The sequence below is a fragment of the Nocardia gipuzkoensis genome (genome assembly GCF_021183645.1).
GTDB lineage: Bacteria > Actinomycetota > Actinomycetes > Mycobacteriales > Mycobacteriaceae > Nocardia > Nocardia abscessus.
This window is the reverse complement of sequence record NZ_CP089225.1, coordinates 2,192,317-2,204,537: the sequence shown is the minus strand read 5'-3', so window position 1 is coordinate 2,204,537 and position 12,221 is coordinate 2,192,317. Positions and strand designations below refer to the sequence as shown.

The 12,221-nt window shown below is 68.8% G+C and carries 15 protein-coding genes; 8 read left to right on the top strand and 7 right to left on the bottom strand.

The genetic code is table 11. From position 1 onward, the window contains the following. Positions 1 to 2: 2 nt before the first annotated feature. The 3 genes from pyrE to LTT66_RS10150 are packed head-to-tail and all read left to right on the top strand — an operon-like array spanning position 3 to position 2,372. On the top strand, positions 3 to 551 hold the full coding sequence (gene pyrE, locus LTT66_RS10160; protein ID WP_040870748.1) for an orotate phosphoribosyltransferase: 549 nt from the start codon (positions 3 to 5) through the stop codon (positions 549 to 551). A gap of 50 nt (positions 552 to 601) precedes the next feature. Next, positions 602 to 1,660: a beta-ketoacyl-ACP synthase 3 gene (locus LTT66_RS10155; RefSeq protein ID WP_233066199.1), complete on the top strand. Its 1,059-nt coding sequence runs from the start codon at positions 602 to 604 to the stop codon at positions 1,658 to 1,660. A gap of 4 nt (positions 1,661 to 1,664) precedes the next feature. Continuing rightward, positions 1,665 to 2,372 carry a lysoplasmalogenase gene (locus LTT66_RS10150; RefSeq protein ID WP_233066197.1) on the top strand — a complete coding sequence of 236 codons (708 nt, stop codon included), beginning with the start codon at positions 1,665 to 1,667 and terminating at the stop codon, positions 2,370 to 2,372. Here the strand turns inward: LTT66_RS10150 and LTT66_RS10145 are convergent. The 4 genes from LTT66_RS10145 to LTT66_RS10130 all read right to left on the bottom strand — a co-directional run bounded on the left by LTT66_RS10145 (position 2,356) and on the right by LTT66_RS10130 (position 5,534). Further along, entirely contained in the window at positions 2,356 to 2,802 is a 447-nt protein-coding gene (locus LTT66_RS10145) for a hypothetical protein (protein WP_181722982.1), read from the bottom strand. The two genes, LTT66_RS10150 and LTT66_RS10145, sit on opposite strands and share 17 nt — an antisense overlap. A gap of 64 nt (positions 2,803 to 2,866) precedes the next feature. After that, a complete protein-coding gene (locus LTT66_RS10140) occupies positions 2,867 to 3,442 on the bottom strand; it encodes a Uma2 family endonuclease (RefSeq protein WP_233066195.1) in 576 nt (191 codons plus the stop codon). Between the two features lie 74 nt (positions 3,443 to 3,516). Further along, a complete protein-coding gene (locus LTT66_RS10135; protein ID WP_181722980.1) occupies positions 3,517 to 4,170 on the bottom strand; it encodes a LuxR C-terminal-related transcriptional regulator in 654 nt (217 codons plus the stop codon). Beyond that, on the bottom strand, positions 4,167 to 5,534 hold the full coding sequence (locus LTT66_RS10130; protein ID WP_233066193.1) for a sensor histidine kinase: 1,368 nt from the start codon (positions 5,532 to 5,534) through the stop codon (positions 4,167 to 4,169). Before LTT66_RS10130 ends, LTT66_RS10135 begins: the two co-directional genes overlap by 4 nt. A gap of 92 nt (positions 5,535 to 5,626) precedes the next feature. Here LTT66_RS10130 and LTT66_RS10125 point away from each other — a divergent pair, with 92 nt between their 5' ends. From LTT66_RS10125 to LTT66_RS10115, 3 genes are all read left to right on the top strand, one after another. After that, positions 5,627 to 5,962, top strand: a complete 336-nt coding sequence (locus tag LTT66_RS10125) for a DUF4190 domain-containing protein (RefSeq protein WP_181722978.1) — start codon at positions 5,627 to 5,629, stop codon at positions 5,960 to 5,962. Positions 5,963 to 6,005: 43 nt separating this feature from the next. Beyond that, positions 6,006 to 6,692 carry a TrmH family RNA methyltransferase gene (locus LTT66_RS10120; RefSeq protein ID WP_233066191.1) on the top strand — a complete coding sequence of 229 codons (687 nt, stop codon included), beginning with the start codon at positions 6,006 to 6,008 and terminating at the stop codon, positions 6,690 to 6,692. 271 nt (positions 6,693 to 6,963) lie between these two features. Continuing rightward, on the top strand, positions 6,964 to 8,049 hold the full coding sequence (locus LTT66_RS10115; protein ID WP_233069105.1) for a glycoside hydrolase family 76 protein: 1,086 nt from the start codon (positions 6,964 to 6,966) through the stop codon (positions 8,047 to 8,049). Between the two features lie 6 nt (positions 8,050 to 8,055). Here the strand turns inward: LTT66_RS10115 and LTT66_RS10110 are convergent, their stop codons facing one another. Both LTT66_RS10110 and LTT66_RS10105 read right to left on the bottom strand, forming a co-directional pair. Further along, positions 8,056 to 8,754 carry a DedA family protein gene (locus tag LTT66_RS10110; protein ID WP_181722976.1) on the bottom strand — a complete coding sequence of 233 codons (699 nt, stop codon included), beginning with the start codon at positions 8,752 to 8,754 and terminating at the stop codon, positions 8,056 to 8,058. A gap of 3 nt (positions 8,755 to 8,757) precedes the next feature. Further along, positions 8,758 to 9,414 (bottom strand): DedA family protein, encoded by a 657-nt coding sequence (locus LTT66_RS10105; RefSeq protein ID WP_233069103.1) that lies wholly within the window; start codon positions 9,412 to 9,414, stop codon positions 8,758 to 8,760. A 298-nt stretch (positions 9,415 to 9,712) separates the two neighbouring features. On the opposite strand from LTT66_RS10105, the gene fbaA reads away from it, so the two are divergent. Beyond that, positions 9,713 to 10,747, top strand: coding sequence for a class II fructose-bisphosphate aldolase (fbaA, locus tag LTT66_RS10100; protein WP_181722975.1), 1,035 nt, complete (start codon positions 9,713 to 9,715; stop codon positions 10,745 to 10,747). Positions 10,748 to 10,779: 32 nt separating this feature from the next. Then, positions 10,780 to 11,898, top strand: coding sequence for a BTAD domain-containing putative transcriptional regulator (locus tag LTT66_RS10095; RefSeq protein ID WP_181722974.1), 1,119 nt, complete (start codon positions 10,780 to 10,782; stop codon positions 11,896 to 11,898). Here the strand turns inward: LTT66_RS10095 and LTT66_RS10090 are convergent. Further along, positions 11,895 to 12,221, bottom strand: a complete 327-nt coding sequence (locus LTT66_RS10090; protein ID WP_233066189.1) for an excalibur calcium-binding domain-containing protein — start codon at positions 12,219 to 12,221, stop codon at positions 11,895 to 11,897. The genes LTT66_RS10095 and LTT66_RS10090 overlap by 4 nt on opposite strands.

Sequence of the window (12,221 nt, the reverse complement as noted above, 5' to 3'; positions counted from 1 at the left end):
ACATGATCGACGTGATAACCAACGACAGGGACAGGTTGGCCGCCCTGGTGCGCGAGCTCGCCGTGGTGCACGGCCGGGTGACCCTGTCCTCGGGCAAGGAGGCCGACTACTACGTCGACCTGCGCCGCGCCACCCTGCACCACGGCGCGGGCCCGCTGATCGGCAAGCTGCTGCGCGAGCTCGTCGCGGACTGGGATTTCGACGCCGTCGGTGGCTTGACCATGGGCGCCGATCCGGTGGCACTGGCCGTGATGCACGCGCCCGGCCGCCCGATCGACGCGTTCGTGGTGCGCAAGGCCGCGAAGTCGCACGGCATGCAGCGCCAGATCGAAGGCCCCGACATCGTGGGTAAGCGGGTGCTGGTCGTCGAGGACACCACGACGACCGGTAATTCCCCTTTGACCGCGGTGCGCGCGCTGCGCGCGGCGGGCGCTACCGTGGTCGGCGTCGCCACCGTCGTGGACCGGGAAACCGGCGCTGACCAGGTGATCGCCGCGGAGGGACTGGAGTACCGGTCGATCCTCGGCTTGAAGGATCTCGCCCTGGGATAGCCTGGATGAAGGTCTAAGTCTTCGAAGGTGAAGGGTCGTGTGAGTCACCAGTGGTGAGCATTGCAGTCAACAGAAGTCGCGAAAACGTTGCGATGCTCGGAATCGGCGCTTACCGACCCAAGCGCCTGGTCAGCAACGCCGAGGTCTGCGAAGTCCTGGATTCCACCGACGAGTGGATCTTCGAGCGCACCGGCGTCCGCAACCGGCGCTGGATCAGCGGTGACGAAACGCTTCGGTCGATCGCCGCGGCGGCGGGCGAGCGCGCGATCGTCAACAGCGGCGTCGACCGGTCCGAGATCGGCGCCGTCATCCTGGCCACGTCCAGCTGGCTGACCCTCACCCCGCACGGTGCGCCGCAGGTGGCCTACGACATCGGGATGAACGGGGTCCCCGCCTTCGACCTGACCTCCGGCTGTGGCGGCTTCGGCTACGGCCTCGGTGTGGCCGCCGACATGATCCGGTCCGGCTCCGCCCGGTACGTCCTGCTCATCGGGGCGGAGACGATGACGGTGGGGCTCGATCCCACCGACCGCGGCACCGCGATGATCTTCGGTGACGGCGCGGGCGCCGTGGTGGTCGGCCCGAGCGAGGAGAACGGCATCTCCCCGACCGTCTGGGGCAGCGACGGCGAGAACGCCGCCGCGATCATGCAGGACATAGACTTCCTGGAGTACATGCACCGCGCCCAGTCCATGCAGGGTATGGACCCGGCGGTGGATCCGGTCGGCCGGATGTCGCTGCGGATGGAAGGCCCGCGCGTCTTCCGCTGGGCCGCGGTCACCCTGCCGCGCGCGTTGTCCACCGCGCTCGAGATGTCCGGCGTGGCCAAGGAGGACATCGAGGTCTTCGTCCCGCACCAGGCCAACGCCAGGATCAACGAGCTGATGAAGAAGAACCTCGGCTTGGCCGACGAGATCCCGATGGCCAACGACATCGAGAACACCGGCAACACCTCGGCGGCATCGATTCCGCTCGCCATCGAGGAGATGCTGGTCACCGGCAAGGCGAAGGGCGGCCAGACCGCGCTGCTGCTCGGCTTCGGCGCGGGCCTGAGCTACGCGGGCCAGGTCGTCACGCTGCCGCCCGCGCCCGCCGAGCCGAGCTTCTAGCCGGATGCGCCCGTTTCGAGCCGGGTATCTCGCGGCGGCGGCGGTCACCATCTACGGCGCCGTCACCGGGCGGGAGAAGGCGCAGTGGCTGGCGAAGCCGCTGCTGATGCCGCTGCTGGCGGCCGACGTGGCGACCGAAGGCAGGGAGTTGCCGTCTACCGACCGCACCGTGCTGATCGGTTCGCTCGGCGCGGCCACTGTGGGCGACATCCTGCTCATCGACCCGGACGACGATCGCAGACTGATCGCGGGCGCGTCGTCGTTCGCGGTGATGCAGGCCGGTTATTCCACGCTGTGGTGGCGGATGGGCGGCAGGCCCACGGCCGCGGTCGCCTTGCCGCGGGTGGCCGCCTGGCTGGGGGCGGCCGGCTTGCTGCGGTCGAAGGCGCCGTCGGTGGCCGCGCCGTTGACGGCCTACGGCGTCACCTTGGGCACCGCGGCCGTGCTGGCGTCCGACCCGGCGCTGGCGCCCGTCGCGAAAAAGGTTGCGGGCGTAAATGTTCCCGGCACCGATCCGCGCAGTCGGCTCGGACTGGGCGCACTGCTGTTCACCGTCTCCGATGGGCTCATCGTGCTGCGGCGGTTGTTCGCGCGCGGTCAGCGGGCCCGCCGGGTGACCGAAGGCGTGATCCTGGCGACCTACGCGGCCGCGCAGTATCTGCTCGCCGACCCGAAAGCGCACGTGAAGCCGGTGCTCACAGCACCAGAATGATGCGATCGCGGTTCGCCGGGTCGACGCGGATGGAGAGGATCTCGCCGACCGCGAGCCGGGGCTTGTCGGCCGGCGTGGCATCGAAAACGATGGTGCCCCGGTAGCTTTCCGAACCGGGCACGGTCAGTTCCAGATCCAGCTCGGTGAGTTCGGTCTGATGGTCGGTGCGCTGCAGCGGATGCACGCCCTCGACCGTCGCCCAGCCTTCCAGTCCATGCCGCCACAATTGGCGATCCGCTTTGGACGGCCGACCGGCGAGCATCATCCCGATGCCCACACCGGAACCGAACAATCCGACCAGCGCCACGATCTGATACGGCACGGTTCCGGGCGGCGTCCGGTGCACCACCCATCCCAGCCACAACGCGAGCAGGATCAGATACCCGGCGGTCACCCCGAGCACCGTGCGCAATATCCGCTCGTGTTCCATGCCAGCCTCCACCCCGAGTGCCAGACCTCCAGGATAGGCCCAGCGCACTCGGCGGTGCGGGCGATCAGTGTGCGCGACTGCTGGTCAGCGTGGCGAGGTCGATTGTGATCGGGATTCCGGCGATGTCGAGTGTCACCGTGCCGGACTGTTCGGCGACGAGTTCGTAGTCCGGGCCGATGAGGTGATAGGCGGCGAGGCTTGTGGGCTTGTCGAGGTCGATCAGCCAGTAGTACTCGATACCAGCCTCGGCGTACTCGAAGAATTTCGTCACCCGGTCGGTACGTCGTGAACCGGGCGACAGGATCTCCACGGCGAGCAGCACGTCGGCCGCGTTGAAGCGCGGTAGGTTGGCCTGGATGCCCGCTTCGGGCACTACGAGGATGTCCGGAACCCGTATCGTCGGCAGCGGGCCCTCATCAATCAACACTTCTGTATCGGCCAGCACCCCATGGGTGCCGGGCAATTGTGGTTCCAGTTGCGCACCCAGCCGCAGGATAGCGCGCTGATGTTGCGACACCGGTTTCGGTGACACGACCAGAACCCCCTCGACGAGCTCGTAGCTACGGCTGCTGTCCTCCGGCAGCGCGATCCAGTCCTCCAGGGTCAGCAGATGATCAGGCCAGGTCACGTCGACGGTCATCGCTTCCTCCCCTCCCCGCACGGATACCGCGTTGGGGCCAGTCTGGCACAGCGCGCCGACAAACCACAGCGTCGTCAGCCCTTGAGTCGCAATACCGCCAGGACCCGGCGGTGGTGGGTCTCGGAGGGCGGGAGGTCGAGCTTGATGAAGATATTGCCGATGTGCTTCTCCACCGCGCGCTCGGTGACGGTCAGGGCGGCGGCGATGGCGTTGTTGGACAGACCTCGAGCCATCAGCTCGAGTACCTCGCGTTCGCGCGGGGTGAGGCGGGCCAGTGAATCCTGCTGACGCGAGGCGCCCATCAACTGGCTCACCACCTCCGGGTCGAGCGCGGTGCCGCCGGTGGCCACGCGGTGCAGCGCGTCCACGAAGTCCCGTACGTCGGCGACCCGGTCCTTGAGCAAGTAGCCGACGCCGCTGGCGCCGCCGGCCAGCAGCTCGGTGGCGTAACGAGTCTCCACCCACTGGGAGAACACCAGCACGCCGGTCATCGGGTATTTGCGGCGCAGTTCGATGGCGGCGAGCAGCCCCTCGTCGGTGTAGCTCGGGGGCATTCGCACGTCGACGACGGCGACGTCGGGAGCGTGTGTGCCGACCACGTCGGCGAGGGTGGTGGCGTCGCCGACCATGGCGACCACTTCGTGGCCGCGTTCGGTGAGCAGCCCGGCGAGCCCGTCGCGCAGGATCGCGCTGTCCTCGGCGATCACGATGCGCAGTCCGTCGCTCATCGCGACCCCGCCAGCGGCAGCAGCATGGTCACCACGGTCGGTCCGCCTGCCGGGCTCTGCACGGTCAGCGTCCCGTCCACGGTGCGGGCCCGTGCCGCGAGGCCGGACAGCCCGCTACCCGCGCCGATCGCGCCGTCCACGGGCGCGACCACGCCGCCGATCCCGTTGTCGCGCACGGTCACCGCGATGGTCCGCCGGTCACTCGGCAGCACCGAGACCCATGCGCCGGTGGCCCCCGCGTGCCGCACCACGTTCGTCAGCAGCTCGGCCACCGAGAAGTACGCGATCGCCTCGATGGCCGGGCTCGGCCGCTCGGGCAGGTGCACCCGCAGCCGCACCGGCACCGAGCAGCGCGCCGTCAGCGTCTCCAGTGCCGGTTCGAGTCCCAATTCCAATGCGGGCGGGTGGATTCCGCGCACCAGCTCACGCAGTTCGGTCAGCGCCTCCTTGGAGCTCGCGTGCGCGTCCGCGATCAGGTCGCTGGGGTTCCCGCCCGCCGCGAGCCGGTCCTCGGCCCGCCCCAGCGCCATCGCGATGGTGACCAATCTGGCCTGGGTGCCGTCGTGCAGGTCGCGTTCCAGCCTGCGCAGCGTCGCGGCGGAGTCCTCGACCGCGGTGCGCCTGCTCTCCTGCAGCTCGGTCACCCGGCGGTCGCGAGCCGTCGCGCTCAGCAGGGCGATGGTCAGCAGCCGGTGCAACCAGCAGACGCCGCGCAGCGGCCAGGGCAACACCAGGCAGCCGAGCACACCGATCAGCGCGAAACCGAGCACCTTCGGCCAGCTGTCGAGGTAGAAATCGCCGAATTGGATCATCGACTGGTGCTCGACGCCGTTCTCGTCGACGTTGGTCGGGTGCACCAGCGCCCACGGGAGCGGGGAGATCGCGGTGAACATGGTCATCGCGACGGCGACGAGCACCAGATACCCGACCGCGACGCCGAGCACGGCTTGGGCGAGCAGGAAAACCGCCGCGCGCCAGCTCACCCGATCGGTGAAAGCGCTCTTGAGGAATCCGATCAGGCCGGGCGCGGGCGCGAACGGCGGAGGCGGCGTGACGGCGACACCGAGCAGGTCCTTGGCCAGTGCGCGGTAGACGCGGCCCCACACTCGTCCGCCGAGCAGCACCAGTGCCAGTACCGGCAGGCCGACGATGGTGATCGCGAGGTATACCCCACCGCCGAAGCCGAAGAACAGGTACGCGACGGCCACGCAGCCGAGCACGAAAACCGTGAGAACGTAGACGAGTTCCTTCCAGAACCGGGCGCGCACCGGCGCGAACAACACCGTGCGCAGCACGTGCTCTCGCGGCTCGGCCGCACCCGGCGGGTCGGGCACGAGGGTCGGTTCGGCGTGTGTCTCGGTCATGGATCCCATGGTTGTCGCGGCGGTTCCGGAATTCGATGGAGCTGCCCGCCGTAGGTGTGGTGTAGCGAGCTACACCCACTACGATCCTGCTGATGAGCTACCCGCCGCAGCAGCCGCCGTACGGCTACCCAGCCTATGGTGCCTACGGACCCCAGGACCATCCGCAAGCCACCACGATCCTCATCCTGGGCATCCTGAGCCTCGTGCTGTGCCAGTTGATGGGACCTTTCGCCTGGGTGATGGGCAAGCGGGCGCTCAACGAGATCGACACCTCCGGCGGAACCATCGGGGGCAGGGGGAACGTCAACGCGGGGTACATCTGCGGCATCATCGCGACCGCGCTGCTGTGCCTGAGCCTGCTGTTCGTCGCGTTGTTCGTGGTGCTCGGCCTGGTCGGCGCGTTCGCGGGAAGCTCGTCGAGCTACTGAGCCACCCGGCTCGGGCGCGGCGGCCGGAATTAGCATCGTCGGGGTGAGTCATCCAGTGCCGGACGCGGCGGAGCAGGACCTACCCGGACCGACGGAGTGGGGCGAGCACCCGAACGGCGTCGGCCCGTGGGCGAGCGAGCACGCCGAGCCACCGCCGGACGATCCGCGCCTGGATCCGGAACTACTGGCCGGCGGCGATCGCCGCAACGTGGTCGACGCCTACCGGTACTGGAGCCGCGAGGCGATCGTCGCCGACATCGACCGGCGCAGGCACCCGTTCCACGTCGCGATCGAGAATTTCGGGCACGACGCCAACATCGGCACGGTGGTTCGCACCGCCAACGCCTTCGCCGCCGCGGCCGTGCACATCGTCGGCAGGCGGCGCTGGAATCGTCGCGGCGCCATGGTGACCGACCGCTACCAGCACATCCGGCACCACGCCGATATCGGCGAGCTGCTCGCCTTCAGCGAGCGGGCCGGGCTGACGGTGGTCGCCGTGGACAATGTGCCGGGCTCGGTCCCGCTGGAGACGGTCACGTTGCCGCGCGCGTGCCTGCTGCTGTTCGGCCAGGAAGGCCCCGGTGTCACCGACCACGCCAAGCAGGCCGCGGCCATGACGGTCTCGATCGCGCAGTTCGGCTCCACCCGCAGTATCAACGCGGGCGTCGCCGCGGGGATCGCCATGCACACCTGGGTCCGGCAACACGCCGATCCGACCGCCGCGTGGTGAATGCCGGACGACTCGTCGACCGTGTGAACAGGAGATCTTCCTGTGCCGGAGTGCACCGGCACGATTTCACATCGCTTTCGTAACAAATCGGGCGCGTAAATCCGTTCTGGACTGGCACCATTGACCTATGACCTCGCGGAGCGACGATATCGAGGTGCCGCGCGCGGAACACGCCGAAAAGGGCTCCGCGGCACCGCGCCGGCCGGTCGGCCGTGCGGCGGCGGGCCGGGATGGCGTCGCGCCCGCGACGCTGTGGTCCGAACGAGCCGACATGGCCGAATCGGCGGTCGTCTCGCGGCACCTGCGGGCGCTGTGGGCGTTGCCGGGCACGGAACTGGGCGTTGTCGGCTGGCCGGCCACCAAGCGCGAGCGGGTCTTCGGTTCGTGGCACTACTGGTGGCAGTCGCATCTCATCGATTGCGCGGTCGACGCCGCGAACCGGGCGCCGACTCCGCTGCGCCGCAGGCGAATCGCCGCGCTGGCGCGCTCGCATCGCTTCCGCAATCTCACCGGCTGGACCAACCGGTACTACGACGACATGGCGTGGCTGGCCATCGCTTTGGAACGCGCCGAGCGCACCCAGGGCGCCGACGTGCGCAGTGCGCTGGCGGCGCTGGAGAAGCAACTGCACGACGGCTGGCAGCCGCAGGTGGGGGGCGGTCTGCCCTGGCGCATCGGCTCGGATTATTTCAACGCGCCCGCCAACGGTCCCGCCGCGATCGCGTTGCTGCGGCTCGGGCGGATCCAGCGCGCCCAGGAGATGGCGGACTGGTTGGACACGACACTGCGTGACCCGGACACCGGTTTGATCCTGGACGGTATCCATCTGCCCTCCGGGGCGATCGAGCGTCCCGTGTTCAGCTACTGCCAGGGCGTGGTGCTCGCCTTGGAGACCGAACTGGCTGTGCAGACCGGCGAGCCGAGGCACACCGAACGCGTGCATCGGTTGCTGGCGGCCGTCGAGCAGCACATGACCACCGGCGGTGTCGTCAACGGCGGCGGTGGGGGCGACGGTGGCCTGTTCAACGGCATCCTGGCCCGTTATCTCGCGCTGGTCGCGGTGATGCTGCCCGGTGAGGACGCCGAACAGGTGGCCGACCGCCGGGCGGCCGCCGCGATCGTCCACGCGTCCGCCACGGCGGCATGGGCGAACCGGCTCCAGGTCGAGGGCGAGCCGCTGTTCGGGCACGATTGGAGCAAACCCGCGCAACTGCCCGGCGGCAGCGCGGGAGCAGGCCATTTCACCTCCGGCGGCTCGGTGACCCCGTCGAAAGTGCCCGAACGCGATCTGTCCGTGCAGCTGTCCGGCTGGCTGCTCATGGAGGCGGCCTTCCAGGTCAGCGCCGCTGGTCTGTGACCTGGGTCAGCTCTCCGAATCGAGCATCACGCTCGGGCTGGTCTCCAGCGCGAAGTCCTCGGCCGGCTGGGACATCTCCTGCCGGTAGTGCCGTATGCCGAGCACCGTCCCGATGATCAGGCCCACCACCAGCGTGCCGATCACGATCGGCATCAGCCAGGGCACGCGCTGCAGGAAGCTGCCCGCGTAGTAGCCGATGAGCAACAGCACCGGCGCCCAGACGATCGCGCCGATGGTGCTGGCCACGGTGAACTTGCGGTGGTCCATGCGCGCGGCGCCCGCGACCGAGGGGCACAGCGTGCGCACCCAGGGAATCCAGCGGGCGATCAGCACCGCGACGAACCCGTGCCGGTGCAGCAGCTCCGCGACGCGCTGCAGGTTGCGGACGTTGATGTATCGGCCGTTCTTCCGCGCGACCAGGTGTTGTCCCGCCCGGTGGCCGATCACGTAGCCGACCTGGTTGCCCGCGATGGCCGCGACCATCGCGCCCAGCGACAGCGCCCACACGTGCGCCTCGCCGGAGGCGTGCGATGCCATCACGATGCCCGCGGTGATGAGCATGGAGTCGCCGGGCAGGAACAGCCCGAGGATCACCGCGCATTCGAGGAAGACGAAAGTCAGCACCACTGTCCAGACGAGCGCGGGGCCCGCCGACAGCAGTGGATCGAAACTGCCCACGGCTAGGGGCGACGATTCGGTCGTCACCGGCTAGCGGGTGGGCTCGCTGGTCGAGACGGTCAGCTCGGCCTCGGCGGGCTCGGCCGCCGGACCGCCGCGGCTGCGCAGCTTCTTCGCCACCGCGGTGATGCCGGGCAGAATCGACACGAACACGATGAGCAGGAAGATCGCCTCGACGTGGTCCCGGATGAACGCGACGTTGCCCAGGAAGTAGCCGAGCACCGTGACGCCGCCGCCCCACAGCAGCGCGCCGACGATGTCGAACGCGACGTACTTGCGGTAATCCATCTTGGAGACGCCCGCCAGTACCGGCATGAAGGTGCGCACGATCGGCACGAATCGGGCCAGGATGATCGTCTTCGGCCCGTGCTTCTCGAAGAATTCGTGCGTCTCGGTGACGTAATGCTTCTTGAAGAAGCGGGTGTCCTCTTTGTGGAACAGCGCGGGCCCGATCGCCCGTCCGATCCAATAGGCGCACTGGTCGCCCGCGAACGCGACCACCACGGTGGCGGGCACCAACACCCAGATCGACACCGGCGGATTCGGCTGCGCGGCGAGCAGGCCGCCGGTGAACAGCAGCGAGTCGCCGGGCAGGATGGGGAACAGCAGGCCGGTCTCGATGAAGACGATCACCAGGATGGCCGGCAGCACCGCGTTCTTCAGCCACGTCTCCGTGAGCAGGTGCATCGGATCGAGCAACTCGGTAAGCGCGAGGTTGCTCGTCACCGATTCTGTCGCTGCCTGCAGAATCACGTGGCCTCCTGTCCCGATACGGCTGGCCTGCATCGCTTGCCACCGCGTCGGAAGCTGCCAGCGCAAATTACCGGCCCCACAGTACCGGCTCCGCCTGAGAATGCTCGTGCTGTGCGCAAAATTACCGGTGGGTCGCCTGCGCACTCCCTCCCTGCATACCAGGCGAAACACTGCTGCCTTAGGGTAAGGGCTGACAAAATAGGTCTTTGCCGCACAACACGGAGGTCTTACTGTGCCCATCGCGACTCCGGAGGTCTACGCCGAGATGCTCGGTCGGGCCAAAGCCAACTCCTTCGCCTTCCCGGCCATCAACTGCACGTCGTCGGAGACGATCAACGCGGCCATCAAGGGCTTCGCGGACGCGGGCAGCGACGGCATCATCCAGTTCTCCACCGGCGGCGCGGAATTCGGTTCCGGCCAGGGTGTGAAGGACATGGTCACCGGTGCGGTGGCGCTGGCCGAGTTCGCGCACGTGGTCGCGGCCAGGTACGACGTGACCATCGCGCTGCACACCGACCACTGCCCGAAGGACAAGCTGGACACCTTCGTCCGGCCGCTGCTGGCGATCTCCCAGGAGCGGGTCAACGCCGGCCAGAACCCGCTGTTCCAGTCGCACATGTGGGACGGCTCCGCGATCCCGATCGACGAGAACCTCGAGATCGCGAAGGAGCTGTTGAAGGCCACGCACGCGGCGAACATCATTCTCGAGGTCGAGATCGGTGTGGTCGGCGGTGAAGAGGACGGCGTCGAAGCCGAGATAAACGAAAAGCTCTACACCTCGCCGGAGGACTTCCAGAAGACCATCGACGCGCTCGGCGCGGGCGAGAACGGCAAGTACCTGCTCGCGGCCACCTTCGGCAACGTGCACGGGGTGTACAAGCCGGGCAACGTCGTGCTCAAGCCCGAGGTGCTCGCCGAGGGCCAGCGCGTCGCCGCCGCCAAACTCGGCCTCGCCGGTGACGCGCAGCCGTTCGACTTCGTCTTCCACGGCGGTTCCGGCTCCCTGAAGTCGGAGATCGAGGACTCGCTGCGCTTCGGCGTGGTGAAGATGAACGTCGACACCGACACCCAGTACGCGTTCACGCGGCCGGTCGCCGGGCACATGTTCGCCAACTACGACGGCGTGCTGAAGATCGACGGTGAAGTGGGCAACAAGAAGACCTACGACCCGCGCAGCTACCTGAAGAAGGCCGAGGCCTCGATGGCGGCGCGTGTGGTGGAGGCGTGCAACGACCTGCACTCCGCCGGACGCTCGATCAGCGCCTGACCCCTGGTGCACCCGTCAGGGGCTTGGCGTACATGAGTCTGGATGTGCGCGTGCTCGGGCCCGTTCGACTGCTCGTCGGTGGTGAACCGGTGGCCGTCGGCGGGCCCAAGCCGCGAGCTCTGCTCGCCGCGCTCACGGTGAATCGGCGGCGCGCGGTGTCCTCCGCCGCGCTCGCCGACCTGGTGTGGAACGAGGAACCACCCGACTCCTATGCCGCGAGCCTGCAGGTTTTCGTCTCGAACATCCGCAAGGCGCTGCGGAATTCCGGGGTCGACCCGGCCACGGTGCTGCGCACCGAGTCCTCGGGCTACCGGTTGGAGATCGACGAGACCGCGTGCGATCTGGGACGTTTCGAGGCGGCGCGGGAAGCGGGCGCCCGCGCCGCAGAGGCGGGCGATCACGCCGGGGCGGCGCAGTTGTTCGGCTCCGCGCTGCGCGAGTGGAGCGGCCGGGCGCTGGCCGATCTGGCCGGTTTGCAGTTCGCCGACGGCTTCGCCACGGCCATGGACGAGGAGCGGCTGCTGGCCGCCACGGCCCGGATCGACGCCGAGATCGCCTGCGGGCGTGCGTCCTCGGTGGTCGGCGAGCTGGTGGCGATGACCACCGAGCACCCGCTGCGCGAACCGCTCTGGGCTCAGTTGATCACCGCGCTGTATCTGTCCGGACGCCAGGCGGACGCGCTGGAGGCGTGCCGGAAGGTGCGCGGGGTGCTCGCCGACGAGCTGGGCATCGACCCGGGACCGGCGCTGGTCGATCTGGAGCAGCGCGTGCTGCGGCAGGAGCCGCTGAGCACGGTCGAGCTACGGCAGGTCGAGCGCTTGGCCGCGGCGATGACCGAGACGGTCACCGAGATGCCGCGCGCGGTGCGCAGCGGCCAGTTGCGCCTGCCGGACGGTCGCGCGGTGACGATCGCGCAGGGCGGTCTGCGGATCGGCCGGATGACCGACAACGACCTGGTCCTGGAGGATCCACGGGCGAGCCGCTACCACGCGCACATCATGCCGAGCCGCGCTGGCCTGCTCATCAAGGATCTGCACTCGGCCAACGGCGTCTTCGTCAACGACGATCCGATCGACAGCGGCGTACTGCTGGCCGACGGCGATCAGATCCGCATCGGCGCGACGATCCTGACCTTCCAGGCCCTGCGCTAGTCGCAAGCGATCCCGTCGCCGTCACGATCCAGATGCGCGTTGAAGCCGGGCTGTCCCCGGTACAGCGGCCCGGCGCCTTCCGCGCGCACCTGGTCGCAATCGGTGTAGATCTTCTGCGACCGCTCACCGGATTCCTCCGGCCGCTGGCTTTCGCCCTTGGGGCCGGACCGATTGTGCGGGATCGGATGGTCTTCGTGCGGTCCGGCGATCGCGGCGGCCGGGGGCGCGACGGCGGACGCCGCGGGCGGCACGAGCGCGCTCGCTCCGGCCGCCAGCAGCGCTGCCCCGACCGCGGGTAGCACGCGGAGAACTGACTTGGTCAC

What these genes read in the sequence shown, in the direction of transcription:
- pyrE (WP_040870748.1), top strand. Translation starts at nt 3, where the DNA reads ATGATCGACGTGATAACCAACGACAGGGACAGGTTGGCCGCCCTGGTG.
- LTT66_RS10150 (WP_233066197.1), top strand. Translation starts at nt 1,665, where the DNA reads ATGCGCCCGTTTCGAGCCGGGTATCTCGCGGCGGCGGCGGTCACCATC.
- LTT66_RS10145 (WP_181722982.1), bottom strand. Translation starts at nt 2,802, where the DNA reads ATGGAACACGAGCGGATATTGCGCACGGTGCTCGGGGTGACCGCCGGG.
- LTT66_RS10140 (WP_233066195.1), bottom strand. Translation starts at nt 3,442, where the DNA reads ATGACCGTCGACGTGACCTGGCCTGATCATCTGCTGACCCTGGAGGAC.
- LTT66_RS10135 (WP_181722980.1), bottom strand. Translation starts at nt 4,170, where the DNA reads ATGAGCGACGGACTGCGCATCGTGATCGCCGAGGACAGCGCGATCCTG.
- LTT66_RS10130 (WP_233066193.1), bottom strand. Translation starts at nt 5,534, where the DNA reads ATGACCGAGACACACGCCGAACCGACCCTCGTGCCCGACCCGCCGGGT.
- LTT66_RS10125 (WP_181722978.1), top strand. Translation starts at nt 5,627, where the DNA reads ATGAGCTACCCGCCGCAGCAGCCGCCGTACGGCTACCCAGCCTATGGT.
- LTT66_RS10115 (WP_233069105.1), top strand. Translation starts at nt 6,964, where the DNA reads ATGGCCGAATCGGCGGTCGTCTCGCGGCACCTGCGGGCGCTGTGGGCG.
- LTT66_RS10105 (WP_233069103.1), bottom strand. Translation starts at nt 9,414, where the DNA reads ATGCACCTGCTCACGGAGACGTGGCTGAAGAACGCGGTGCTGCCGGCC.
- LTT66_RS10095 (WP_181722974.1), top strand. Translation starts at nt 10,780, where the DNA reads ATGAGTCTGGATGTGCGCGTGCTCGGGCCCGTTCGACTGCTCGTCGGT.